The sequence below is a fragment of the Pseudomonas salmasensis genome (genome assembly GCF_014268375.2).
Classification (GTDB): Bacteria; Pseudomonadota; Gammaproteobacteria; order Pseudomonadales; family Pseudomonadaceae; genus Aquipseudomonas; species Aquipseudomonas salmasensis.
Genome location: NZ_CP077083.1, coordinates 5,863,991 through 5,888,195, shown reverse-complemented (window position 1 = coordinate 5,888,195; position 24,205 = coordinate 5,863,991). Strand labels below are relative to the sequence as shown.

General features: G+C 57.6%; 25 protein-coding genes and 4 pseudogenes. 19 read left to right on the top strand and 10 right to left on the bottom strand.

All coding sequences use genetic code 11. The annotated features are described in order from the left end of the window. Positions 1 to 205: 205 nt before the first annotated feature. The 3 genes from HU731_RS26525 to HU731_RS26515 all read left to right on the top strand — a co-directional run bounded on the left by HU731_RS26525 (position 206) and on the right by HU731_RS26515 (position 2,075). Positions 206 to 877 (top strand): hypothetical protein, encoded by a 672-nt coding sequence (locus tag HU731_RS26525; RefSeq protein ID WP_186606233.1) that lies wholly within the window; start codon positions 206 to 208, stop codon positions 875 to 877. Beyond that, positions 870 to 1,577: an RES family NAD+ phosphorylase gene (locus HU731_RS26520; RefSeq protein WP_186606234.1), complete on the top strand. Its 708-nt coding sequence runs from the start codon at positions 870 to 872 to the stop codon at positions 1,575 to 1,577. Before HU731_RS26525 ends, HU731_RS26520 begins: the two co-directional genes overlap by 8 nt. Positions 1,578 to 1,826: 249 nt before the next feature. Next, positions 1,827 to 2,075, top strand: a complete 249-nt coding sequence (locus tag HU731_RS26515) for a hypothetical protein (protein ID WP_186606235.1) — start codon at positions 1,827 to 1,829, stop codon at positions 2,073 to 2,075. A 127-nt stretch (positions 2,076 to 2,202) separates the two neighbouring features. On the opposite strand, the gene HU731_RS26510 is transcribed toward HU731_RS26515, so the two are convergent. After that, positions 2,203 to 2,418, bottom strand: coding sequence for a hypothetical protein (locus tag HU731_RS26510; RefSeq protein WP_186606236.1), 216 nt, complete (start codon positions 2,416 to 2,418; stop codon positions 2,203 to 2,205). A gap of 181 nt (positions 2,419 to 2,599) precedes the next feature. Between HU731_RS26510 and HU731_RS26505 the strand changes: the two genes are divergently transcribed. From HU731_RS26505 to HU731_RS26460, 10 genes and pseudogenes are all read left to right on the top strand, one after another. Then, positions 2,600 to 3,106 carry a CinA family protein gene (locus HU731_RS26505; RefSeq protein WP_186606237.1) on the top strand — a complete coding sequence of 169 codons (507 nt, stop codon included), beginning with the start codon at positions 2,600 to 2,602 and terminating at the stop codon, positions 3,104 to 3,106. Continuing rightward, a complete protein-coding gene (locus tag HU731_RS26500) occupies positions 3,106 to 3,624 on the top strand; it encodes a hypothetical protein (RefSeq protein ID WP_186606238.1) in 519 nt (172 codons plus the stop codon). The genes HU731_RS26505 and HU731_RS26500 overlap by 1 nt, the downstream gene beginning before the upstream one ends. 7 nt (positions 3,625 to 3,631) lie before the next feature. After that, a complete protein-coding gene (locus HU731_RS26495) occupies positions 3,632 to 4,078 on the top strand; it encodes a DUF421 domain-containing protein (protein WP_186606239.1) in 447 nt (148 codons plus the stop codon). Positions 4,079 to 4,173: 95 nt separating this feature from the next. Next, on the top strand, positions 4,174 to 4,401 hold the full coding sequence (locus HU731_RS26490; protein WP_186606240.1) for a PLD nuclease N-terminal domain-containing protein: 228 nt from the start codon (positions 4,174 to 4,176) through the stop codon (positions 4,399 to 4,401). A gap of 98 nt (positions 4,402 to 4,499) precedes the next feature. Beyond that, positions 4,500 to 5,429: a ZIP family metal transporter gene (locus HU731_RS26485; RefSeq protein WP_186606241.1), complete on the top strand. Its 930-nt coding sequence runs from the start codon at positions 4,500 to 4,502 to the stop codon at positions 5,427 to 5,429. A gap of 153 nt (positions 5,430 to 5,582) precedes the next feature. Next, positions 5,583 to 6,083, top strand: a complete 501-nt coding sequence (locus HU731_RS26480; protein ID WP_186606242.1) for a YciE/YciF ferroxidase family protein — start codon at positions 5,583 to 5,585, stop codon at positions 6,081 to 6,083. A 156-nt stretch (positions 6,084 to 6,239) separates the two neighbouring features. Beyond that, the gene (locus tag HU731_RS26475) at positions 6,240 to 7,256 is read left to right on the top strand and encodes a zinc-binding metallopeptidase family protein (protein WP_225931693.1); all 1,017 of its coding nucleotides are present in this window, start codon (positions 6,240 to 6,242) and stop codon (positions 7,254 to 7,256) included. A gap of 823 nt (positions 7,257 to 8,079) precedes the next feature. Continuing rightward, positions 8,080 to 8,376 (top strand): hypothetical protein, encoded by a 297-nt coding sequence (locus HU731_RS26470; protein WP_186606244.1) that lies wholly within the window; start codon positions 8,080 to 8,082, stop codon positions 8,374 to 8,376. Positions 8,377 to 8,395: 19 nt separating this feature from the next. After that, positions 8,396 to 9,371 (top strand): annotated as a pseudogene (locus HU731_RS26465) (methyltransferase). 6 nt (positions 9,372 to 9,377) lie between these two features. Further along, positions 9,378 to 10,496 (top strand): annotated as a pseudogene (locus HU731_RS26460) (carboxylate-amine ligase). Positions 10,497 to 10,534: 38 nt separating this feature from the next. On the opposite strand, the gene HU731_RS26455 reads toward HU731_RS26460, so the two are convergent. Together HU731_RS26455 and HU731_RS26450 are read right to left on the bottom strand one after the other, a co-directional pair. Further along, complete coding sequence (locus HU731_RS26455) at positions 10,535 to 10,789, bottom strand: metallothionein (RefSeq protein ID WP_186606245.1); 255 nt, start codon at positions 10,787 to 10,789, stop codon at positions 10,535 to 10,537. 318 nt (positions 10,790 to 11,107) lie between these two features. Continuing rightward, positions 11,108 to 11,290 carry a con-10 family general stress protein gene (locus HU731_RS26450; protein WP_186606246.1) on the bottom strand — a complete coding sequence of 61 codons (183 nt, stop codon included), beginning with the start codon at positions 11,288 to 11,290 and terminating at the stop codon, positions 11,108 to 11,110. Positions 11,291 to 11,646: 356 nt separating this feature from the next. On the opposite strand from HU731_RS26450, the gene HU731_RS26445 reads away from it, so the two are divergent. From HU731_RS26445 to HU731_RS28675, 4 genes and pseudogenes are all read left to right on the top strand, one after another. Continuing rightward, positions 11,647 to 11,907 carry a hypothetical protein gene (locus HU731_RS26445; protein WP_186606247.1) on the top strand — a complete coding sequence of 87 codons (261 nt, stop codon included), beginning with the start codon at positions 11,647 to 11,649 and terminating at the stop codon, positions 11,905 to 11,907. Between the two features lie 166 nt (positions 11,908 to 12,073). Beyond that, positions 12,074 to 12,958 (top strand): manganese catalase family protein, encoded by an 885-nt coding sequence (locus HU731_RS26440; protein WP_186606248.1) that lies wholly within the window; start codon positions 12,074 to 12,076, stop codon positions 12,956 to 12,958. 65 nt (positions 12,959 to 13,023) lie between these two features. Then, positions 13,024 to 13,533, top strand: coding sequence for a ferritin-like domain-containing protein (locus tag HU731_RS26435; RefSeq protein WP_186606249.1), 510 nt, complete (start codon positions 13,024 to 13,026; stop codon positions 13,531 to 13,533). A gap of 169 nt (positions 13,534 to 13,702) precedes the next feature. Then, positions 13,703 to 15,033, top strand: a pseudogene (locus HU731_RS28675) (response regulator). On the opposite strand, the pseudogene cyoE reads toward HU731_RS28675, so the two are convergent. The 5 genes and pseudogenes from cyoE to cyoA all read right to left on the bottom strand — a co-directional run. Next, a pseudogene (gene cyoE, locus HU731_RS26425) lies at positions 15,014 to 15,901 on the bottom strand (heme o synthase); the annotation flags it as partial. The pseudogenes HU731_RS28675 and cyoE overlap by 20 nt on opposite strands. Then, positions 15,859 to 16,197 carry a cytochrome o ubiquinol oxidase subunit IV gene (gene cyoD, locus HU731_RS26420; RefSeq protein WP_183000315.1) on the bottom strand — a complete coding sequence of 113 codons (339 nt, stop codon included), beginning with the start codon at positions 16,195 to 16,197 and terminating at the stop codon, positions 15,859 to 15,861. The pseudogene cyoE and the gene cyoD, both read right to left, overlap by 43 nt. Before the next feature lies 1 nt (position 16,198). After that, positions 16,199 to 16,813 (bottom strand): cytochrome o ubiquinol oxidase subunit III, encoded by a 615-nt coding sequence (locus HU731_RS26415; RefSeq protein ID WP_186606251.1) that lies wholly within the window; start codon positions 16,811 to 16,813, stop codon positions 16,199 to 16,201. 3 nt (positions 16,814 to 16,816) lie between these two features. Beyond that, positions 16,817 to 18,790, bottom strand: a complete 1,974-nt coding sequence (gene cyoB, locus HU731_RS26410; RefSeq protein ID WP_186606252.1) for a cytochrome o ubiquinol oxidase subunit I — start codon at positions 18,788 to 18,790, stop codon at positions 16,817 to 16,819. 2 nt (positions 18,791 to 18,792) lie between these two features. Beyond that, entirely contained in the window at positions 18,793 to 19,716 is a 924-nt protein-coding gene (cyoA, locus tag HU731_RS26405; protein ID WP_186606253.1) for a ubiquinol oxidase subunit II, read from the bottom strand. A 418-nt stretch (positions 19,717 to 20,134) separates the two neighbouring features. Here cyoA and HU731_RS26400 point away from each other — a divergent pair, with 418 nt between their 5' ends. Both HU731_RS26400 and HU731_RS26395 read left to right on the top strand, forming a co-directional pair. Beyond that, complete coding sequence (locus HU731_RS26400) at positions 20,135 to 20,449, top strand: hypothetical protein (protein ID WP_054068927.1); 315 nt, start codon at positions 20,135 to 20,137, stop codon at positions 20,447 to 20,449. Between the two features lie 202 nt (positions 20,450 to 20,651). Continuing rightward, positions 20,652 to 21,911 carry an APC family permease gene (locus HU731_RS26395; RefSeq protein WP_186606254.1) on the top strand — a complete coding sequence of 420 codons (1,260 nt, stop codon included), beginning with the start codon at positions 20,652 to 20,654 and terminating at the stop codon, positions 21,909 to 21,911. 91 nt (positions 21,912 to 22,002) lie between these two features. Here the strand turns inward: HU731_RS26395 and HU731_RS26390 are convergent, their stop codons facing one another. Both HU731_RS26390 and HU731_RS26385 read right to left on the bottom strand, forming a co-directional pair. Continuing rightward, complete coding sequence (locus HU731_RS26390) at positions 22,003 to 23,172, bottom strand: zinc-dependent alcohol dehydrogenase (RefSeq protein WP_186606255.1); 1,170 nt, start codon at positions 23,170 to 23,172, stop codon at positions 22,003 to 22,005. Beyond that, positions 23,172 to 24,119 carry an SRPBCC family protein gene (locus HU731_RS26385; protein WP_225931546.1) on the bottom strand — a complete coding sequence of 316 codons (948 nt, stop codon included), beginning with the start codon at positions 24,117 to 24,119 and terminating at the stop codon, positions 23,172 to 23,174. Before HU731_RS26385 ends, HU731_RS26390 begins: the two co-directional genes overlap by 1 nt. Between the last annotated feature and the right edge of the window lie 86 nt (positions 24,120 to 24,205).

Genomic DNA, 24,205 nt, shown 5'->3' with positions numbered 1-24,205 from the left:
TAGCGCGCTCGCCACGCCTGAAAGCCAAGATCGTATCCTTAGACTTTTCGTCCCAGAGTCGCCGTGCTGATCGACGGCATAGCGTGCTCCCCTCAAACCTACCTATGCATCCAGATGAATGGAGCTTAGGTTGGAACTAGGGTTATCAAGACTATGCTACGATTAGATAGCGTAGATAACCTAGGTAACTAGTGAGGAGATTTCCATGAGCGTTACAGAGCAGCCGGGTGTCTCCACCTTGGTCGGTACGCCTAAGGAGGCTCGGGCTAGCTTGAGCCGCTCGCATGCGGACCGAGTGCTGGTCGTGTCATTCGATCAGGTCAACCTCAGCGTATTTGAGGCGTTGGCGGAAAACTTCGCCAATGTGGCTTCTTCGATGTACGAGGTGCTGCAGGAGCGTCAGGACCCGAAGTCGCTGGAGCGACTGGCCGAGGTGTTTGTGACGCGTAAGCCACCTTCGCCTCGCTTGCTCAAGGAAGCGGCGATGCTGGTCCAGGCCCGCAAAGCAGTCTTGGAAAGTGGTGACTGGTTGACCGCCGTGGACATCGCGCAGGTGGCCCAGTTGAGTATCCGCAATCCGAGTGCTCAGCCCAACAAGTGGAAAAAGCAGGGGCAGATTTTTGCCATCAGTCACGGTGGGGTCGACTATTTCCCGGGTTACGGCTTGGACCCGGACGCGGGTTATCGGCCGTTCAAGGCACTGGCCAAAATTATCGAGGCTTTCGCTGGCCACAAGGACGGCTGGGGGATGGCTTACTGGTTTCGGTCCGATAATAGTTTTCTGGGAGGCAAAAGACCTCAGGACCTGTTGGCATCGGCGCCTGATCGGGTGATTGCTGCCGCACAGGATGAAATCCAAGGCATTGTCCATGGCTAAGCAGCGTACCGAGTCCAGTGAGGGTGGGGCGACGCCTCCCACGGATTTGGCGGCGTCCGTTACCCCAGTGCCTGCGGCTACGTTGCACGTCACTTTCACCGTGATCGCCAAAGGCGATGTGCTTCACCGTGTGCATCAGGATAAGTATCAGCCTGATCAATTCAATCCTGGTGTGCACGGCAACGCACGCTTTAGCCCGATCCAGGATGATCAGGGGCGGGCGATTCCCACCTTGTATGGAGGCACGACAGTCGATTGCGCCTTGATGGAGACCGTCTTCCACGACGTTCCCCATACGGCTGGGTTTAAGAGCTTCGACAAAGGCAAGCTGACTGGACAGGTGCATTCTGCCGTCCAGGTTAGCCATCCGCTGCAACTGGTTGATCTGTCCAGCGTGCCCCTGCGGAAACTGGGCATCACGCGCAAACAATTGATCGACACTGAGAAAGATCAATATCCTGCGACGCGCAAATGGGCCGAGGCAATCCACCGTCAGTGTCCAGATGCCCAAGGGCTGTCTTGGGTGTCGCGACAAGATGATTCGGCACGTGCGGTGGTGCTCTTTGGTGACCGGATTCCTGACGGCGCGCTCCATCCGCAGGGGGCGTCACGCAGCTTGACCGGCGACTCGACTGCGTTCGACACAGTGCTCAATCTGGCAGAGCGGATTGGGGTCGTCGTCATCGCGGGAAAAAGCTGAGTCAAAATGGCCAAACAGTGACCTCTGGAAGCCGCTCTCTGAGGCTGGAGTTGCCATTTCTCAGTCATTAGATCTTGCCGAAGACGGCGAGTTTTAATGGGCCATTAATGGTAATTTCCGTACAAATTTTACGTGGTGTCGACGGCCAAGTACGTCTTGCGTGCATCCCAAGGAACGGCCGTGCTTGTCCATGAACGCAGAAATGACACGATGGCTGGCTCCATGCTGGCTTAGGATGTGGTGCTAGTTATGAATGACAACCAACCGTTATGTGATGAATTGGTGAGCCGGCTGGAAGAGAAAATTCCAGCCATGGCGAAAGGCGCGATTAATGCGGCCTACATCAATACGCTGGCGGCCGGGCTCAGTGTGATGGAAGTCATGAATGGCGTGCTCGTTGAAACAACGGACTATGGTACGAGCAAGGTTATTCGAGCGGCCAAGCCCAAGCATAAGGTAGCTTCGGGCAGGATTATCAAGTTGCGCCGCTTTTCATAACGAAAGGTTGAGGGCGCCCGTATCTTCACCATGTCGCCGCGCAGCGCACGGGAGTTCTGACTCTTCGGCGAGTCCAGCCTTCCTGCTGTGCAGGATAACCGCCAAGCTCACCGGTGCGTCGGGTCCGCTAATCAGTGCCCTGGGTTCTCAGCTTAGCCAAGCCCTGCTTGATATGTCCGGCGTTCTCTCCGATGGTTTGAAGTGCACCTCGGACGTTAGCACCAATCTCCGTTGCACCTTGGTCTTCTACCTTCAAGGTCAGTTCCATCACTGCGGCCTCCAAGGCGAGCTGATTTTGGTATAACCGCTCAAGAACATCAGAAAGTGAATATTCGGTGGGCATTGTTTCGACTCCAATCGAGGACTCAAGAGCGTAGCAGCGGAAGGGACGGAAACCAAAGGGCGGTAGGCCGAGAGAGTACTTACTGAGACTCAGTGGCAGCAATCGGCCAAAAGTTGGAAATCTTTGGAATGTTCGGCATCTGTAGTGGTCGATCGAACAATGCCCCCATTGAGTTCAGCTCATGCCCATCGCAGATGAAATAGTCCAATACTTGCGTGAGCACGCCTTGGTCGTGACCACGGCAGAGTCCTGCACCGCAGGCAAAATCGTCACGCTTTTGTCTGAAGTGGAAGGCAGCGGCGAATTCATCGAATGTGGTTATGTGGTCTATTCGCCGCAGGCCAAGCAACGATTGCTCCATGTTAGTCCCCAAACTATCGAGACGTTCAACCTGACGAGCGTTGAGGTCGCTAAGGAAATGGCGAAGGGGGCTTTACGAGACAGCACTGCAAATGCCGCCATTGCCACTACGGGGATACTCGGCCCCGACGATGTGGACGGTATTACTGCGGGCACAATTTGTTTTGCCTGGGCGTTTCAGTCCGATGATGAGTGCTATCTGTTCAGTCACGAACACCGATTCTTCGGCGGACGTTGTCAGGTTCAAGAGGAAGCCACGGAATACGCATTACGCCAGCTTCCGCACTTTCATCGCCGCGCACGGCTCGGCGATACAGGTGAAGCCTGATGAGCGAAGACACCGATCATTCAGACTTGAAAAGCCGAAACCGTCCCCTTCGTGAGGACATGGCCTATCAATTGAAAGTTTGGCGTTTCGAGCGGGTCGGCTGGTACGTGTTGGTTTTAATTTTGGTGATGGCGCTCGCGGGCGTGTTTTCCAGAGGACTGCTTAGTTCGACAGATGTGCGTAGCGACGACGGGAAGGTGAGGGTTGAATATGAGATGTTTCATCGAAACGGCTCTACCAACTCGATGAAAATCACGCTAACAGAAAGGCCGAACTCAACCGTTGAGCTGGAGCTGGCTGGGCAGTTGCTGGAAGGTTTTAGCATCGAAACATTACAACCCGAACCGTTGCGCTCACGAAGTTCCTCTCAGGGCATGAAACTCTGGATGCAAACCGACGCTGATGGACAGGCGATCCTGTACATCACCCTACGCGGCGATGCGGTCGGTCTCTTTCGCAGCAAAATCACCTCATCCAGCACTCGAAGCGTCAGACTTGTTCAATTCATTTTCCCTTAGGTGGCCTATGGACTCTGTCTTGCGTGCAGGAGCAATGTATTTAGCCCTTATGGTGCTCTTTAAGATTGCTGGGCGTCGCTCATTGGCAGAGCTGACGACCTTCGATTTCGTCTTGCTGATGATGATCGGCGAAGCCACCCAGCAAGCGCTGCTGGGCGATGATTTTTCCATCACCAACGGCATACTCGTCATCGTGACGCTGATTGCCATTGATGTTGGCCTATCGCTGCTTAAACAGCGTTCTAGCTGGGTATCAAGGCTGATCGATGGTGAGCCAACGATCATCGTCGAGAATGGCAAGCTCCTGCACAGACGCCTGCGGCACGCTCGATTAATCGAAGCTGATGTAATGGAGGCTGCGCGCTCCAGCCAAGGTATCGAGCGGCTGGAAGATATCAAGTTCGCGATAATTGAGCGCAACGGAAAAATCTCCATCATTGCCAAAGAAAATTAAAACTCAGATCCGTGCTTGCTGGAGGCCTGTGATTTTCTTGGAACGTCCGTATTCGAGCGGAGCCTAAGCGTTAACACCCTAAGGATGGCTAAACCATGTCTGAAGCCACCACCTATTTTGCGATTGCTGTCGCCGTGTTCATTCTGCTTGTCGATCTATGGGCCATTGTCAGCGTGTTTCGGAGCGACAAAACCATAGGGATAAAAGCCGCGTGGGCGCTCGGTCTGATCATTTTCCCGGTATTGGGTTTGGTCGTCTGGGGAGTCGCCGGACCACGGGGGATAAAGGAGGGGCCATCTTCGCCCGAGCACAGTAAAGGCTGACTGCAATCTTTGCGAATCAGAGCCTCTGCATTTAACGCGAAAGGTGGTTTCCCATTGCTGCGTTTCATGCTCATAACGCAGAAAGCTGTGGAGGAAAAATGTCAGAGCCCTCTCCGTCGTTTGAAGCGCCTTTGCGCGCTTGGTTCGTACACATTTCCCGCTCGGGGTGGGGAGGACTGTCCTTCTGGATACTCTTGTTGTGTGTAGCTGTTTTCCTGGTCATCTCCGGTTATGGCGCATTCGTCGGTGCCAATAAGGCGAATCTCCACTTTGCTTTTCTGGGCGGACTTTCCGGTTTCGTTGCGACAGCTATCGGCGCAGCCGCAGCCATAGCATTGCGAGATATCGCCGCCCGTACACAAGACATCATGCTTGGCTTTGCCGCCGGCATGATGCTGGCCGCCAGTTCCTTCTCGCTTATTCTCCCTGGTATTGAATCAGCACAGGCCCTTTGCGCAAACCAATTGCTCGCAGCATGCGTTGTTGTTGCGGGATTGGGATTGGGCGTAGCGCTGATGGTTGGCCTTGATCGTTTCGTCCCTCACGAACACGAGAAAAGCGGACGCATGGGACCGGACGCGCAGCGTATCAATCGGGTTTGGTTGTTCGTCTTGGCAATCACGCTGCATAACCTGCCAGAAGGCATGGCTATTGGGGTGAGCTTCGCCAACAGCGATATGAAGGTGGGGCTGCCTCTGACAACCGCAATTGCCATACAGGACATTCCGGAAGGGTTAGCAGTCGCCCTGGCATTACGAGTGACAGGCATCAGCGCGCTTCGAGCCGCGCTGATTGCGGTTGGTTCGGGGCTGATGGAGCCCTTGGGGGCAATTGTCGGTTTAGGGATTTCCAGTAGCTTTGCCTTGGGGTATCCCATCGCTCTCGGCTTGGCAGCTGGCGCCATGATTTTTGTAGTGTCCCATGAGGTCATTCCCGAGACACATCGCAATGGTCATCAGACACCAGCGACCTTAGGCCTGATGCTGGGTTTCGGCGTCATGATGTTTCTTGATACAGCCCTCGGCTAGTTCTGAACCTTTTATCAGTCACCCCGAAAATTTTCGGAACACCTCTTAAATTGAGCGGGTCAGTTTTCATGCACGGCAAGTGTTGCTGGCATGTAAATCCCACGCGAACGCCACGACTAGGCGACGCCCCAGTGACCAGAAGGAAGTCTCGAAATGGCTAGAAAAACTGTCGAAGATTTGTTTATCCACGAACTCTCTGATGTTTACAGCGCGGAAAAGCAAATCACCAAAGCCTTGCCGCGCTTGGCGAAAGCGGCGACCAACCCGCTGTTGGCGGAGGCCTTTACCTCACATCTGGAAGAAACCCAGGGCCAGATCGAGCGCATTGATCAATTGGTGGAACTGACCGGGATGAAATTGAAACGCATGAAATGCGTGGCGATGGAGGGGTTGGTTGAAGAGTCGAAAGAACTGTTGGAAGAGATCGAGAAGGGCGCCGTTCTTGATGCAGCGTTGATTGGCGCGGCGCAGAAGGTGGAACACTATGAAATAGCCGCCTATGGCACCCTGATAGCGATGGCCAAACACCTTAAATATGACGACGCTGCAAAGCTGTTGGCTGCGACGCTCGCTGAGGAAAAAGGCGCCGATGAAAAGCTGACAAAGATTGCGGAGCAGGGTGGCAATCAGGCTGCAACATTGGAATCCAAGTGAGAGCCGTGATTTGAAACCAGCGGCGCCGCAATGGCGCCGTTTGTCACTTACAAGTGCCTGCGCGAGAGACCGAAAATGTCTGATGCACAACGTGAAGCTATTTCCAGAGCATCAAACCCGCAAAACACACTTTCCGAGTTGTTAGCTCAACTCCTGATGGCTCGCGGGCCAGGTGGGCAGGAAGATGAGGTTCGCGAAATATGCTTGCAAACCATTACTCCTCTCTGCGACGAAACATGGGTTGATGCCGCAGGTAACGTTATAGGACTTATTAAGGGTAAGCGGAAGGCTACCGAATCGCGCGGAGCTGTAAGGGTCATGGCGCACATGGATGAAATCGCGATGGTGGTTAAGAGCGTCAATGAAGATGGCACATTGAGAGTTATCGCCCTGGGAGGCGCGAACCCGGTGAATTTCGGTATGTGTCCGGTTGATATTCTGGGTGATAACGAAATTATCCCGGGCGTTTTGTCCTTCGGCTCAATGCATACGACGCGGAATGCGCCTCAAGGCGCTGATGTGTTATCGGGAGATGTGCATTGGAATGACGTTCATGTGATTACGCGATCTTCACCCCCGGTCCTGCGCACTCAAGGCGTACGTCCAGGTACGCGGGTCGTGCTGAGTCGCCATTGGCGTAAGCCGTTTCGAGTGGGTGACGCCATCGCGGCGCATTTTCTGGATGACCGTGCACCCATGGCGGCCGTGATTGATGCCGCGCATCAATTGAGTCATCGTCGAGATGAGCTGGCATGTGATGTATATTTTGTATTTACGACGTCGGAAGAAGAATCCAATGCAGGGGCGATGTTCGCATCCGCGTCCCTACCAGGTGAAACCACCATCGCTGTAGAGGTCGGGCCAGTGATGGATGAGTATGGAACGAGGCTGAGCGTCGATCCAATCATCAATACCGGCGACGAAAAGGGTTACTACACGCGCGACATCGTGACGGCCTTAGCCGCTGCAACTGAGCGCTGTGGTTACAGCCCTCAATATGCGTTACTCGTCGAATTTGCCTCAGATGCGAGCGCCGTATTAAGCAATGGCTCGTCGGCTAGAGCGGGGTGCGTAGCGATACCTACTGAAAACACTCATGGTTATGAGCTGATTTTAGACGGCGCAGTTCGGGCTTGTTCGGCGACGCTTTGCGAGTATCTGATGACTTGCTAAAGGCAGGAAATGAACCCGGTGTGCGCTTAGATAGATTTGGTTTATCTACACAAATTCCATGCGTTTATCTTAAAGCATCGACTTACCATATGATTTTACGCTTCGCTTGTTAATCGCGCCTTTCGTCGCCTTTCGTTGAAAAAAATAAACCGCTGCATAGTTTTTGGCTTCTTAATACTGAGCCTGTTCACTCAGGCAGCCTCTAGGTATAACTCCTTTTTGCCCGTACTCAGTGCGGGCTTTTTTTCTATGGGTTTTATATGGCTAAAGAGTTACCAGCTAATGGCGAGCGCCCATCGAGCGGTTGTAGCCACCCTTATATACGTAAAGGTTATTATCTTGGCTTAAGCCCAGATGTTTATGTGTGTATGTATTGCGCAGAGCAACGTAAACCTGAGCAATGGGACAATTTTGAGCACCGACGTCGGCCACCTACAGGCATGCTTAATGATGTGGAGCGATAATAAGCTTTCGCTGGCCGGACCCTGTATTTGATCGTTCTGTGATGGTCAACTGCGCAACGATGCCGGCATAGCCTGCCAGCGTCAGCCTTGGCTCAATGACGATGATCGCGTACCACTGAGTAGATGAGGGTAAACCGATTCAGCAACTGGTGGCGCACGCTTCAGCCACCGCTTGAAGCCTTCCGAAATTGGCCGCCAAGGGTTAACCCATCACTTTGTCAGAACTTAGCGCATGCCGATAGAATTATTGCGTCGTGTGCGGCTCTTTCTGAATAGGACGCGCAAAAAAGCGCCCTCCGTAATAAGTCGCCCCTGAAGACAGTCGTTTCTGGTAATTGATCGAAGGCGCGGGTGCCGCCATGTTCGGCGTGTTCAGCGGTTATGAAAAACAATTGCTGCGGGACTGGATCGCCGGTGACTGGCGTGATGCAAAAGGTACTGCGCACGCGCGCCCGGCGCGGCCCGTATCGCTGGACGCAAACACGCAAATGTTGGATGACCCTGACACTCAGGCACTCCGTAAGGCACTGCAGGAGCCCGACGGCGAGCAACTGCTCTCCCTGTTATTACCGTGGCTGGGCCCTGACCGCCATCATCGGCCCGCCGGCTTGTTTGCCACCCGCCGTTTTATCGAATTACGCGCAGCTCTGCGCTGACTGACAAGGAGCCCTGCCTATGGTCGACTCACTGTGCCCAACGCCCTCCGGGTCATCGGTCCAATCGCATGCCGATCGGGCACTGCTCAATCTGGGCCGCCGCCTGCAGGCGCAGGGCTATCGCTTTATAACGCCCACACCGCTGACCCATCAACGGGTCATGGCGCGTTGGGACAATGCACCGGCTAGCGATACGCGCGGGATATTCGGTTGGTCGCGGCCCTTCGATGCTGAGGTTTTCGAGGCTGCCGAACGACAGGAACTGCAACAGGCTGAAATTATCGTCAAGACGCATGGCCGCTGGCGGAGCCGGGTGCGGTGGTCGAACCTGGGCCCGTTGCTGTTGGCGCATTCGGCGTTTCCGACAGAAGACGCTGATGCGGTTTTTTTCGGCCCTGACACTTACCGTTTCGCCAGCGTAATCGAAGAGAGCTTGCGCCAACGCTTCGCGCCGATCCGCCGCGCCGTGGACATCGGCTGCGGTTCGGGCGCCGGTGCCTTGCTGGTGGCGCGCGCCCGGCCTGACGCAGAGGTGCTCGCGGTGGACATCAACCCAAAGGCGTTGCGCATGAGTGCGGTCAACGCCGAACTCGCCAACGTCCCAAACGTCAGTGTATATCACAGTGATGTGCTCGACGGCGTTGATGGTCGCTTTGACCTGATCCTCGCCAATCCGCCCTACATGAAGGACAGTCAGCAGCGGTCCTACCGCCACGGTGGCGGTGAATTGGGCGAAGCGTTGTCGCTGCGCTTTTGCGCGAAGCGCTGCCCCGTTTGGAACGCGATGGCACTTTATTGCTCTACACCGGGTGGCGATGGTCGATGGCCGCGATTTGTTCCTTGAATCCGCTCGCGCCTTGTTGAGTAGCGATGCTTTTGGCTGGACCTACCATGAGCTTGACCCGGACGTGTTTGGCGAAGAGCTGGAAAAACCAGGGTACGAGCGCGTCGAACGCATCGCAGCGGTGGCGCTATCCGTTACTCGACTGAGCTGACTGCGTATGGATCGCACTCAGCGCTTTGGCATTGAAGAAGAATATTTCATTACAGATCTGCGCAGTCGGCGAATGCTCGCCGAGCCGCCAGCTTATGTGCTTGCGGCGTGCCGCGAGGTCATCGGCGATGGCTTCTCTTATGAGATGTTCCAGGGCCAGGTCGAAGTGGCGTCTCCAGTGTTTGACGACGCCGCAGAAGCCGCCACTTACCTCGGCCGGGTGCGCCGCGAGTTGAGCCAGGTGTTGGCCGGATATGGGCTGGGGTTTATATGCAGCGGTGTACACCCAATGGCAGATTGGCGGGCGCAGCGTGCTACGCGTCAGTTCCATTTTCAGCGCTTATTTGAGGAGTTCCAGATCGTCGCGCAGCGCAGCGTGCTCAGTGGTCTGCATGTTCACGCAGAGATCCCGACGGGTATTGATCGAATCGCAGTGCTGAACGAGGTGTTGCCCTGGTTGCCGATGCTGCTGGCTCTAAGCGTTTCATCGCCGTTGTGGCAGGGTCAGCCCAGTGGGTATTGTAGTTATCGGCAAGTAGTCTGCGATGAGTGGCCGCGCATGGGTATCCCTGAGTTTCTATCGGATGAGCAGAGCTTCGAGCAATACCTGGGCTTATTGAAACGTAGCGGGGCGCTGGCTGAGGATGCAAATGTCTGGTGGGGTTGCCGGCCCTCGTTGAGCTATCCGACGCTGGAGTTGCGCATGACCGACGCGTGCCCGCGATTGAGCGACGCGTTGGTCCTGGCGGGACTGTTCCGGATCATCATCAAACACGCCTGCCAGATGCCGACCCCCGGCAGCCAATACAGCCTTTAACGTCTTTGGCTGCTTAAGGAAAATTGCATTCGCGCTCGTCGTTGCGGACATCATGGGCGCTTCACGCTGGCTCCGGACCCCGCGGCAATATCACTTGAACAGTGGCTGATTCTGGCTGAGCAGCAATTCGGCGAAACCGCCCGTGTGTTGGGAGAAGACGTCGTGTTTGACCGCGCACAGCAAATGCTGCGCGACGGCAGCAGCGCCGAGCGTCAACTGCGCGTCTTCAGTGCACAGTCTTCGCCCGGACTGCAAGGCGGGCAAGCAGTGGTTGACCTGTTGTTGGAAGAAAGCCGGGAGAACCCATGAAAGTGCTGTCAGGCGATTGAAATCTGCGCTCAAAAAAACTAAGGGGAAATAGGATCACTGGCGGGGAACGTTTCTTCGATAGCTTCATCGAGCTGGCTGTCGCTTATGGCACGCTCATGGAGGGTGACGCTCGATTCACAATGGCAGTCAGCGGCCGGGCAAGGTTGCCCGTGTGGGTGCAGGTGGGCACACGCTTGACTGCAGTAGTGCTTTCCGTCCCGTTGATGGTCTGCCAAGGCGTCGCACTGACAGGTAGCGCAAGCGCATTGACCGAGATGGGTAGTGTTTGACATGGTATCTCCTTACTGCCGATCTCCTGGTTTAAGTTGCCTGATTTTCATCAGCGCCAAGGAAGTTTTAATATAAAGATGGGTCCGTAGGCGTGGTTATATTATTGGCCTTGAGTTTACGTCAAGATAGGCTGCCGAGCAGAGGGAAACGGTGCTTCGAATAGTACAGAAGTGCTGCTTCTTGCCGACAGTCACCCGGTTTGTTTCGGCCAAGCGATCGATAAGGTGCTATCGACGGCGCAGGTATATCCGGTTACGCCGCTGTAATGAGCACGCCGAAACGAGCCCCAAAGGGCGGCGAGGCCGCCATCTGTATGAGCACTAAGATCCCGATTTTCGGCCTCCGCCATGGCTGTGTTGACCGCCCTTGCGTCCTGCTTCAGACGCTTTCTCGCGGTCATTGGCAAAGTTTCCGCCCGATGATTGGCCGCCTTTTTTCCCTGCTTCGGAAGCTTTTTCGCGGTCGTTAGCAAAGTTGCCTGGATATTTGTTGCCTGTAGTCATAAGAGTTCTCCATTTACTAAGGTAGCGCTTCGTTAGTTTCCCATTTTCTGCAATGGATATTTAATGGGATGTCGGTCGGAGAAAAAATGTTTTAAGAATTTTACCGGAAGGCGACAGGCGGTCGTTAACAATACGTATCTCATAGAGTGCCGTTTCTGAGAGGGCGCTAGATATTAATTTGATGGTAACCACCCGATCGCTCCGCTTCGCTTAGTTGGCCTCACCCCTACTAATCGCTGGAGCTTGCACGCTTAAGTCGGCGCGTCGGGAATAACTGGCCGTTCGTCTTCTACATGGCACCGCAAACTTATAGACGATTCCAATTGGTTTCATACGTTACACAGGAGATGCTCGCTATGAACCATGACTCATCCAATTGTCAAAACCTGCCGCCGGAAAAAACGCCTGACCCGAATGAGGATGGTTGCGTCCTGGGAACGGCCGGTCGCAACGAAGATCCGAACGCAACAACTGACTGGGACCACCCCGATGACACGTCACCTGAACGGGCGCCCGAGGAGACAGACGGTGGCAAAAATCAGGGTGTCACGCTTCCGCCCAACGGCACCCCTGGGATAGACACCGTTCCTTGCCCGCAGAACGACGACGGGAAGTGAGCCTACAAATGCTCTGCGCCGCGGTTTCGCTTAATGCGTAGCACTCAACCGCTGGTCGCGCAGCAAAGGTTTATTTTGAAATTTATCAACAGCGAGGCGCCTCACAAAAAGGTAGGTAGCGCTCCAAGCGGGCGCTGCCCCTTCTTAAGCCTGAGGAGATTTGTTGATGTTTCTACATAACAAGCGACTTCAATACACCGTACGTGTGGCCGAGCCTAATCCGGGCCTGGCCAACCTGTTGCTGGAACAGTTTGGTGGCGCTCAAGGGGAACTGGCGGCAGCGTCCCGCTACTTCACCCAGGCCTTGGCTGAAGACGATCCGGGCCGCAAGGATCTGCTGATGGACATCGCCACCGAAGAGCTCAGCCATCTGGAGATCGTCGGGTCCATCATCGTGATGCTCAACAAGGGCGCCAAGGGGCGAATGGCCGAAGGTGTGGAAGAGGAGGGCGAGTTGTATCGCTCCCTTAACGGCGCCGGCAATGACTCTCACATCACCAGCCTGCTGTACGGTGCCGGTGCTCCATTAACCAACTCCGCGGGCGTGCCCTGGACAGCGGCCTATATCGACACTATCGGTGAGCCCACCGCGGACATGCGCTCCAATATCGCGGCCGAAGCCCGCGCCAAAATCGTCTACGAGCGGCTGATGAACGTCACGGATGATCCGGGCGTAAAAGAGGCGCTGGGCTTTTTGATGACGCGGGAAATCGCGCATCAATTGTCTTTTGAAAAGGCGCTGCATTCGATCCAGCCGAACTTCCCGCAAGGCAAGCTGCCGGGCATGCCGGAATTCACGCAGGTCTACTACAACATGTCCCAAGGCGCGGAAGGTATGCGTGGCCCGTGGAACCAGGGCGAAGAGTGGGAGTTCGTGGAAAGCCCGCAACCGGCGGTCGATGGTGGCGATGGATTGGCCACTGTGCAGCTGGATGCCGATGACGAAGCGACATTAAGCGCGATGAAAATCCGCACGGCCTCGGATGCGACGATCGATCCCGTTACCGGCGCTGACCTGGGCTCGGGAATGCAACCTAAACCCGAAATTTGAAGCTGGGCAGCCGCACGCTTTCGGGCGTGCGGCGCCTGCCATTTTTTATCAAGAGGACTAACGACATGGCGACTCCACAGGAAAACCTGCTCGATTGGCTACGTGATGCCCATGCGATGGAGCAGCAGGCCGAAAAAATGCTCAAGGCGCAATCCGAGCGCCTGGAACATTACCCCCAGCTCAAGGCACGGATCGACCAGCACATTGAGGAAACCCTCGGCCAGCAGCAACTTATTGACCAGTGCCTGACGCGTCTGGGCGGCAGCTCATCGACCCTGAAAGACATGGGGGGCAAGCTGATGGCGTTCGGCCAGGCAGTCGGTGGCTCACTGATGAGTGACGAAGTCATCAAGGGCGCGATGGCCGGTTACGTCTTCGAAAACATGGAAATTGCCAGCTATACGGCGCTTATCGCCGCTGCGAAAGAGGCCGGTGATTCGGAAACTCTAGCGGCCTGCGAAAAGATCCTGCCGCAGGAAATCGCCATGGCCGAGTGGCTGCTACAGCACTTACCGGAACTGACGCAAGCGTTCCTGCGTCGCTCAGCCGACCCCGACAAAGCAGCCAAGCGCTGACGTAATGCGCGGCGCCCGACCGCCTGCGGCGGGCGCCTGGTCAGCGCAGGGTGGCACTGCGCGACGTTTTCACGGTCCATGGAACACGCACCACGTAACTGGAGGTGAACCTTGGCAAGCAAGAAAAAGCCCGTGGTCGACCGTATCGATCCGGCGGGGCTCTAGCGCGATGATCGTTTGCGACCCCGGACAAGCCGACAACCCGATCGTCTTCGCCAATCAGGCGTTCCTGAGGCTGACGGGGTATGAACAGGATGAAGTGATCGGACGCAATTGCAGGCGTACTTTTTTGCCTCTCAGCTTGACGTGAGCCGGCGCCGCGACGCAGAACTGCGCGTGCGCCGCGTCCAGGATCTGGAGGCCCTCGGGCAACTGACCGGCGGCATCGCCCATGACTTCAATAACCTGCTGCAGGTGATGGTCGGTTATCTCGAACTGATCCAGCAGAGCGCCAAGCGCCCCGGCACGGACCCGCAGCGCATTCTCAACAGCGCCAGCCGCGCCAGGGCCGCCGCCGAGAAAGCTCAAACCTTGACCCAACAGCTACTCGCGTTCTCGCGCAAGCAACGTCTCGACAGTCGCGTAATCAACCTGAACACCTTGCTGAGCCGCACCGATTTCGTGGCGCAGACACTGCAGGATGTCCAGCTGCATGTGGATCTGGCTGAGGACCTGTGGAACTGCCGTATTGACCCTGCCCAGGCGGAGCTGGCGGTGCAGCATTTGTTATCCAACGCCCAAGAAGCGCTTGAAGGACATACCGAGCCGACCGTGACGGTCAAGACGTGCAAAGTTCAGGTTCCGAGCGATGCCAATGCGCAACGCGACGGGTTGGCCGAAGGCCGCTACGTGGGCCTCTCGATCAGCGATAACGGCAACGGCATCGATGAGAGTTTCCAGGAGAAAGTCATGCAGCCATTCTTCACCACCAAGGAAGAGGGCAAGGGCTCCGGGCTGGGGTTGTCGATGGTGTATGGCTTCGTCAAGCAATCGGGCGGCACAGCGCGCATCCATTCGTTCCCAGGCTTTGGCACTACGGTATGCCTGTATTTTCCGGCGAACGACAGCCAGCTCTGGGTCGAGCAAACGCCCGCGGCCACTTCGCTTCAAGGCGCCGAGCACATCTTGATTGTGGAGGACCGGCCCGAAGTGGCCGAGCTCGCGCAGGAGGTTCTGTCCGACTACGGTTATAGCACCGACATTGCACACACTGCCGCCGAGGCGCTGGACCGGCTCGCCGGCGCGACCTATGACCTGGTGTTCAGTGACTTGATCATGCCTGGCCAGATGAATGGCGCGGAACTCGCACGTGAGATAGCGCGCTTGTATCCGCATACCAGGGTGCTGCTTACGACGGGCTATGCGAAAGACTCGCTGGAGCGCGCGGATATACAGGTGCATGAATTCGAATTGATTGCCAAACCCTACCAGCCCGCTGATTTGCCCAGGAAGATTCGCAGCTTGCTCGACACAGCGTGGACAGCGCCAGCATCAGGTTGAGGGCCATCATCAACAGAATCGAGAACCCGAAGATACACCGCGCCCAGCGTGTTGGATCGACCCGGCGCACGCCGCTGTTGGCGAGCGCCAGCCAGTAACCGCCCAAGGCGCTGGTCACGGCGAAATAAAGTATGCCCATCCGGGCCACCACGCCCAGCATCAGGGTGCCTACGAAGAAGGCCATGGTGTATGCCTGTATTTGCCGGTGGGCTTGGTGCAGGGTCAGCAGCGGCAGGCGCGCTGCGCGGAAGTCCTCGCGGCGCATCACCGTTATGGCGTGTGAATGAGGCATCTGCCAGCAGCAGAACACCAGGATCAACATCATCGCCGTGGCGTCGAACCTTGCGGTGACCGCGCAATAACCGATCACCGGCGGCATTGCCCCGGAGAGGCTGCCGACCAAGGTGCCCCAGTGGGAACGGCGCTTGAGCCAGAAGGTGTAGACCCCCGCATAGATCACCAGCCCGACCAGCGCCAGGCAGCACGCCAGCAGGTTGCTGCCCGCCCAGAGCAGGCCGAAACCACTGACGCCCAGTGCGATGGCATAGCTGGCTGCGGTGGGCACCGCGATGGTTCGCAGCGCCAGTGTGCGATGGCAGGTTCGCACCATGCGCCGATCAATGTCTCGATCGGCACAGTTGTTAATGACACAACCGCAACCGATCACCAATGCAGTGCCGAGCAGGGTGGCAACTAGGTGCGCAGGGTCTGCCAGGCGCCCGCCGCCAGCGAGGAAATAACCCCCCAGCACCGACGTGAGATTGCCAAAAATGATCCCTGGCTTGGTCAGTTGAATTCCTGCATTGAGCAGCCCCAGCCAGTACCTCAGTGCGCCAGCATGTTGTGGTGAATACTGTCCATGATCCATAGCGAGAGCCCTACCAGCAAAAGAATGATGACCGCCGAAAAAATCAGTGCAATCAGGTTCCAGCGTTGTTCCTCGGCCGTATCCAGATGCAGGAAGAACTTGAGGTGGACCACGATCTGGATAACCCCCAGCGCCACCACCAGCCAGGCGGTGATGGTGCGCGGCAGCGAAGGGAACATCACCAGGGCGAAAGGGATCAGGGTCAGCAGCACCGACAGCAGGAACCCGACCAGGTAGGAACGGCTGCTGCCATGGCTGGTACCGGCGCTGCTGTGAATCGAACTTTGCTTGTACATGTCACACCACTCCCAACAGATAGATCACGGTAAACACGCAGATCCACACCACGTCCAGGAAGTGCCAGAACAGGCTCAGGCAACTGAGCCGGGTGGCGGTGGTGTTGGTCAGGCCTTTCTGGCGAATCTGCACCATCAGCACAGCCATCCAGATCAACCCCGTCAACACGTGCGCGCCGTGGGTGCCGACAAGGGTGAAAAACGCGGTCAGAAACGCGCTGCGGTCCGGTCCGTAGCCTTCTGCAATCAGATGGTGGAACTCGTTGATTTCCATGGCAATGAAGCCGGCGCCGAGCACGAACGTGAGTCCCAGCCAACGCAGCACCTGGCTTTGCTGGCCACGGTTCATCGCGAGCATCGCGTAGCCGTAGGTGATGCTGCTGAGCAACAGCAGCATGGTTTCAGCGAGCACATAGGGCAGCTCAAAAATATCCATGGTCGACGGACCGCCCGCGACGCTGTCGCGCAACACTGCATAGCCCGCGAACAGGGTCGCGAACAGGATGCAGTCGGTCATCAGGTAGATCCAGAACCCGAAGACGCTCAGCGAACCCGCGTCTTCATGTCCGTGTTCCTGAGTATGAGCGACGTCTTTTTCAATCACGATATTGGACATGGATCAAGCCTCTGCCAGGTCTTTGAGACGTGCCGTTTCGATGCGCGCCACCTCTTGCGCGGACACGAAGTAATCAGTGTCTTCGTCGTAGCTGCGCACCACGAACGCGACCACCGAAGCCACCAGGCCGAACGCCGCCAGCCACCAGATGTGCCAGACCAGGGCGAAGCTGCAGATCAGCGCGAACAGGCTGATCACCAGGCCCGAGGCGGTGTTGCGCGGCATGTGGATGCTTCGGTAGTCGGTGTGGATGAGGGTGCTCACGCCGCGCTCCTTCATGCCCCAATAAGCGTCCAGGTCATTGACCTTGGGTTGCTCGGCGAAGTTGTACAGCGGCGGCGGGGAGGAGGTGGCCCACTCCAGGGTGCGCCCGTCCCACGGGTCGCCAGTGAGGTCGCGGTATTGGTGGCGGTTGCGGATGCTAACGAACAGCTGCAAAGCCTGGGAAATGACGCCGCAGAGGATGATGAGCACGCCCAGCACTTCCAGCAGCAGCCACGGCCGCCATTCCGGGTTGTCGAAATGGTTGAGGCGCCGGGTCATGCCCATAAAGCCCAGTACATACGACGGCATGAACGCGAAATAAAAGCCGATCAGCCAGCACCAGAAGGCGATGCGGCCCAGCTTGTCGTTCAAGCGGAAGCCAAAGGCCTTGGGGAACCAGTAGGTCAGGCCGGCCATGTAGCCGAACACCGCGCCGCCGATGATCACGTTGTGAAAATGCGCGATCAGGAACAGGCTGTTGTGCAGCATGAAGTCAGCGCCCGGCACTGCCAGCAATACCCCGGTCATCCCGCCGATGCTGAAGGTCACGATAAAGCCCAGGGTCCACAGCATGGGGGTCTCGAAGCGCACCCGGCCACGGTACATGGTGAACAGCCAGGTGAAGATTTTCACCCCGGTCGGCACCGCGATAATCATGGTCATGATGCCGAAGAACGCGTTGACGTTACCCCCTGCGCCCATGGTGAAGAAGTGGTGCAGCCACACAATGAACGACAACACGGTAATCGAGATCGTTGCCCACACCAGCGACACGTAGCCGAACAGCCGTTTACTGCTGAACGTCGCGGCAATCTCGGAAAACACCCCGAACGCCGGCAGGATCAGGATGTACACCTCCGGGTGCCCCCAGGCCCAGATGAGGTTGACATACATCATCGGGTTGCCGCCGGCTTCGTTGGTAAAGAAGTGCATGCCCAGATAACGGTCCAGGCTCAGCATGAGCAGGGTGGCGGTGAGAATCGGAAACGCCGCCAGGATCAGCACCGAGGTGCACAGCGCGTTCCAGGTGAACACCGGCATCTTGAACAGGGTCATCCCTTCGGTGCGCATCTTCAGGATCGTGACGAAGAAGTTTACCCCCGTCAGTAACGTGCCTATGCCGGATATCTGCAGTGACCAGATGTAATAATCCACCCCGACTCCCGGGCTGTAGGCCAGCCCGGATAACGGCGGATACGCAACCCAACCAGTGCGCGCGAACTCACCGACCCCCAGTGAAATGTTCACCAGCGCGGCGCCGACCACAAACAGCCAGAAGCTCAGCGCGTTGAGAAACGGGTAGGCCACATCGCGCGCGCCGATCTGCAGCGGCACCACGATGTTCATCAAGCCGACCACGAAAGGCATGGCCATGAAAAAAATCATGATCACGCCGTGGGCAGTGAAGATCTGGTCGTAGTGTTCCGGCGGCAGATAACCCGGCCCGCCACTGGCGGCCATGGCTTGCTGGGTGCGCATCATGATTGCGTCGGAAAAACCGCGTAGCAGCATCACCAGCGCGACGATGATGTACATACATCCGATCTTTTTGTGGTCCACCGACGTGAACCACTCGCGCCACAAATAGCCCCATTTGCGTTTCCAGGTAATGGTGCCCACCATCGCCGCGCCGATCAGCCCGATGAAGGCCAGCGTGTACATCACAATCGGTTCAGTGGTTGGAATCGCATCCCATGACAGTTTTCCGAACATTGTTATTGCTCCTCGGCCAGTAAACTGGGGTGTTGATCGACGCGCTTTTCAGTACCGCTCAATGGCGCTCGCCTGGTTTTATTGGCCTTGTTCATGCCTTCGTACTTATCGACGATGTCCAGGAACAGCCGCTCCTGCACTGCCGAGTAATAGGTCACGGGGTGCTTGATGGTGGGCTTGGCCAAGTGCGCATAGCTCGTTTGGTCAAGGACTGTGGAGGCGCCCTTGACCTTGTTCGCCCAGGTCTGGAAGTCGGTGGGGCTCAATGACAGCGTGGTGAAATGCATATCGGAAAAACCGGGGCCGTTGTAGTTGGCGGCGATTCCCTTGAACTCGCCGGTTTCGTTGGCGATCAGGTGCAGCTTGGTCTGCATGCCTGCCATCGCATAGATCTGCCCTCCCAGCGCCGGGATGAAGAAGGACGTCATGGCCGCGTCGGAGGTGATGGTGAAACTCACCGGCGTGTGCACCGGCAAGGCCAGTTCGTTGACGCTGGCGATACCCAGGTCGGGGTAGATGAACAGCCACTTCCAGTCGATGGCCACCACCTGGACGTTGATCGGTGGCGTGTCCGAGTCGAGCGGGCGATAGGGGTCGAGGGCGTGGGTGGTTTTCCACGTCACCCAGCCCAAGGCGATGATGATCAGCAGCGGCACGCCCCACACTACCGCTTCGATTTTGTGGGAACTGGCCCAGCGCGGTGAGTAACGGGCCTTTTTATTGGTGGCGCGGTAGCGGTAGGCAAACACAAACGTCAGCACGATCACCGGCACCACAACCAACAGCATCAGGCCCGTGGCGAGGATAATCAGGTCGCGCTCATCGGTTGCAATCTGCCCCTTGGGGTTGAACACCACTAAGTTGCAGCCGCTTAACAAGAAGACGCTGGCGAGATATGCCAGGCAATAGCCAATCGCTCGTTTCATGCCTTGCTCCTGTATTGAAAACGTCCGTTGTTACGGCGCCGAAAGTCCGGCGACAGTGTTCGTAAATTACTTAAGCGAAACGCTGGCGCCGCCCTTGTTAGTGCGTGGCGCAGTCAAGTGCCTGACGCCAGGCAATACGGCGCCATCAATGGATAAAACCCATAAACTGCCCGGATCTGTTGGCTTTCGCTGCTGCTCTGCGGTGCGTTTTTCACCGCGCTGCCGAATATTTCGAATAGACGTCACGGAGTTGGTTTAACAATTTTTTACTTCGCCTGACGAACGGCTTAACAAGCGAAACGGCACTAGAGCTTTATAGGTGCATGATGCAATTTCCCTTGTAAAAAAGACGGAATCCCTCTTAAGGCATTCAGGTCTTACTTGAAGGCCAACCCACTAACGGTCCGGGAGAACAGTTATGTTTATTCGTGGTAATACTTATAAGGCATGGGCCCAAAAAGCATTGGAAGAAGAGTGCTTTACTCAGGAAGTGGAAAACGGGTGCCATATCGAAGTCAGGGCCCGGGAGCGCGAAGACGCCGATATCGAAGTGTTGGTCAGCGTCTATACTGCGACGGGGCAATGCGTGGTTGAACGCACCAGCCAGTTGCCGGGCGCCGAATGGACCGTGCACGACGCGCTCAAGCGCGGCATTGATCAGGCGGAACGGATTGCGGGCGGCGAATCGGGGCGCTTGCCCTGCGCTGACGCGCACCTGCACGAGGACGATTGACGGGGCGCCTGCGCTGGGGTTGCAGCGGAAAACGGAACTTTGGCGGCGCGTGGATTTTCCATTGTAGAGTGCCCTGCGTCAGCCGGCCCGCGCCCGCTGATTGCTGATAACAACCCCGCCGCCCGAGCCGCCCATGTCCGAGTCCAGCTTCAGCTAAGCCGCACCCACAAAACCGTCCTTGCGGCGCGCCGTGACGGGCCCGATGTTGTTTCTGTTCATTCTCGGCGATGTGCTCGGTGCCGGCGTGTACGCGCTGGCCGGCACCATCGCCGGCGAGGTGGGCGGGGCGATCTGGGTGCCGCTGCTGGTGGCGTTGTTCTTCGCCATGCTCACGGCAGGTTCGTACGCGGAGCTGGTGACCAAGTACCCCTATGCCGGCGCTGCTTCGGTGTTCGCCGAGAAGGCATTCAAGTCACCGCTGATTTCGTTTCTGGTCGGCTTTTGCATGCTGGCGGCCGCCGTCACCAGCGCGGCCGGGCTGTCCCTGGCATTTGCAGGCGACTACCTGGCGGCGTTCGTCGACGTATCACCGCACCTGACCGCGCTGATATTCCTGATGGTGATAGCGCTGTTCAATGCTCGCGGTATCAAGGAGTCGTTGGGCGCCAACATGGTCATGACCTGCATCGAACTGTCCGGGCTGCTATTGGTGGTGGCCGCGGCCTGGTGCATCCAGTCGGGCGAAGCCAACCTCGGCCGCGCGCTGGAGTTCAAGGCCGGCGTCAACCCTATGCCTGCGGTGCTGGGCGCTGCATTGCTGGCGTTCTATTCGTTTGTCGGTTTTGAAACGTCGGCAAACCTGGCCGAAGAAATACGCGGGGTGCGCAAGGTGTATCCGCGTGCGCTGTTTGCCGCGTTGGTGACGGCCGGCATCGTGTATACAGCGGTCGGTGTCGCTGCTTCAGTGGGGCTGCCGATGGACAAACTGACGGCCACCTCGGCGCCGTTGCTCGAAGTGGTACGCGCCTCGGGCTTGAGTATCCCGCCCCAGCTCTTCGCCTTCGTTGCACTGGTGGCGGTCGCCAACGGTGCGCTGTTGACCATGGTCACGGCCAGCCGCCTGGCCTATGGCATGGCCCGCATTGGCCTGTTGCCGGGGCCGCTTTCGCGCGTGCTGCCCAAGCGGCGTACGCCTTGGGTCGCGATCATCGCCAGCACCCTGATGGCCATCTCCTTGACGTTGTCCGGCACGCTCGAAGCGTTGGCCGAGACGGTCGTGCTGTTGCTGCTTTTCGTGTTCCTCAGCACCAACCTGGCGGTGCTGGTATTGCGCCGCGACCTCGTCGCAGAACACCATTTTCGTGTGCCGACCTGGGTGCCGGTGCTGGCGATTGTTTCCTGCCTGATCCTGCTCAGCCAGCAAGGCCTCGACACTTGGCTGCGAGGCGGCGCGTTGATGCTGCTGGGTAGTGCGCTGTACGCGTGCAATCGCCTGGCGACGCCGGTCGCGGAGCCTGGCTAAACCGCTCATCGGAGCATGGGTATCGGCATCTACGGCTCACACATCCCCCCGCTGTTCGGCGTGCCAGGCATTGAAACCACACGCTCGACCCTCAGGGCTTAAACACCACCCGCAGGCAATTATCGGTTTTTTCCTTGAACAGCTTGTAGCCTTGCGCCCCGTCTTCCAGGCTCATGGGATGGGTCAGCAAGTAGGCAGGGTCAAGCTCGCCTTTGCGAATATGCTCGAACAGGGTCGTTGCGTAACGCTGCCCCGGTTGCTGTCCGGATCTTAGCGTCAACGCCTTGTTGACGATCGCGCCCATCGGGAACTTGTCGAGCAACCCACCGTACACGCCGACCACCGATACCGTGCCGCCTTTACGGCAGGCACGTATGGCCTGCCTTAGCACGCTGCCGCGTTCGGTGTGCAGCCTGAGCAACTGCTTGGCCTTGTCATAGGCATAGTCGATCTCGGTGCCATGCGCCTCCATGCCCACACAGTCGATGCAGCGATCCGGGCCGCGTCCGCCAGTCAACTCCAGCAAGGCTTCGTGCACGTTGGTTTTCTCGTAGTTGATAGGGATCGCCTTGCCGCGTTCCTCGGCCAGGCGCAACCGGTCGGGGTAACGATCAATCGCGATCACCCGCTCGGCGCCCAACAGGTAAGCACTGCAGATCGCCATCTGGCCAACGCCGCCGCAGCCCCACACTGCCACGGTGTCGCCGGGCTGGATATCGGCATTGTCCGCCGCGAAGTAACCGGTGGGCGCCGCATCCGAGACAAACAGCGCCTGCTCATCGCTCACGCCTTCGGGCACCTTGAACAGGTTAACGTCGGCGAACGGCACCCGCACGTAGGTCGCGTGACTGCCCGGGTAACCGCCAAAAGCGTGGCTGTAGCCGATGATGCCGCAGCATGGCTGGCCATACATCAGGTCCGTCGCCGACGGGTTTGGGTTGGAGTTGTCGCAGCAGGAGAAATCGCTGCGCTGGCACGGCTCGCAGTTGCCGCAGCCGATGATTGAGATGGTGATCACTTTGTCACCCTTGCGCAGGTCGGTGACGCCTTTGCCGACCTCGACCACTTCGCCCATGAATTCGTGGCCAATGATATCGCCGGGCTTCATGGCCGGTACGTAGCCGCCGAGCAAGTGCAGGTCCGAACCGCAGACAGAGGAGAGAGTGACGCGAATGATCGCGTCCCGTGGGTTGAGGATGGCAGGGTCGGCGACATTGTCGACTCGCAGTAGATTAGGTGCTTGCCAAGTGAGTGCGCGCATCAGTGGGGTCCTCCTTCGATAACAACGCCGGTTTTGGCTGACGGGTGATCGGTTGCGACCTGGTCAGCGCCGGCGCGTACGTAAAAAAAATCGTCGTCCTGTTCCGGCCTGGAGCGGTTGTTGGTGACCTCGCCGGTCTCCAGTTGCTGCTTCACTGCCTGCAGGGCGTTGAGCAAGGCTTTGTCGCTGAACAGGCTGATCGCACGCGCCAAGCCATAGCCCAACTTGGCCATTGCCGGCTTGCACACCACCACCGCCTTGACCTGGGTTCCACGGCCGGCCGGGGCGGGGCTCAGCGAGACGGTAATGTCGTGCGCCCATCGCGCGTCGCCTGGAGTTTTCCAATGCAGTACATAGCGATCCTGTGTATCGATCTGCACAAGCGCGCACTGCAGGCGCCGGCCGGCCGGTGCGCGGAGCTTCCAGAGCGCGGTGTCCAGGGTCAGTTGCTCGACACTGTCGACCCAGCGCAGCAACGGGCCGATGTTCTCGGGCCTGGCGATGAAGGCAGACACCTCATCCGATGGGCGCAAGATCGTGATACTGCGCGTGATTGCCTCGCTGATCGGCCACTGATGTTCGCGGCTGAATTGTGTTTCGTAGGGGGTTGGTGTCAACACCCGCTTCAGTGCGCAGTGCCCGGCTGCACCGCGAATTACACCGTAGGCGCCCGCCGCAACCTGGAGTGCACCACTCAACCCACCCTTGCGACAGCCATGCAGTAATAGGGCAGCGCCAGCGGCCAGCGAAAGTGTGCGCTCAGCCTTGGTCATCGTGCCGCTTCGGTGCGCGTCAGGAGGGGTGTGGGTGGATATTAGTGGCTGGTCAGTCATGGTCAATCCTCCGATGGATGTGTCTGCGATAGAAAAACCTGCGCAGCTTGAGTTCCACCGCATTTCACGATTAGAGATGAAAGGTTTCCCGCCCTTGAAGTTCAAGTTACTCATAGCAGCGCATTGGGGCGCGGCGAAACAAGCCGACGTTGTGTATATAAGTGCGGCGCACTAGCCACCGGCTCGCCGAACACCGTCAC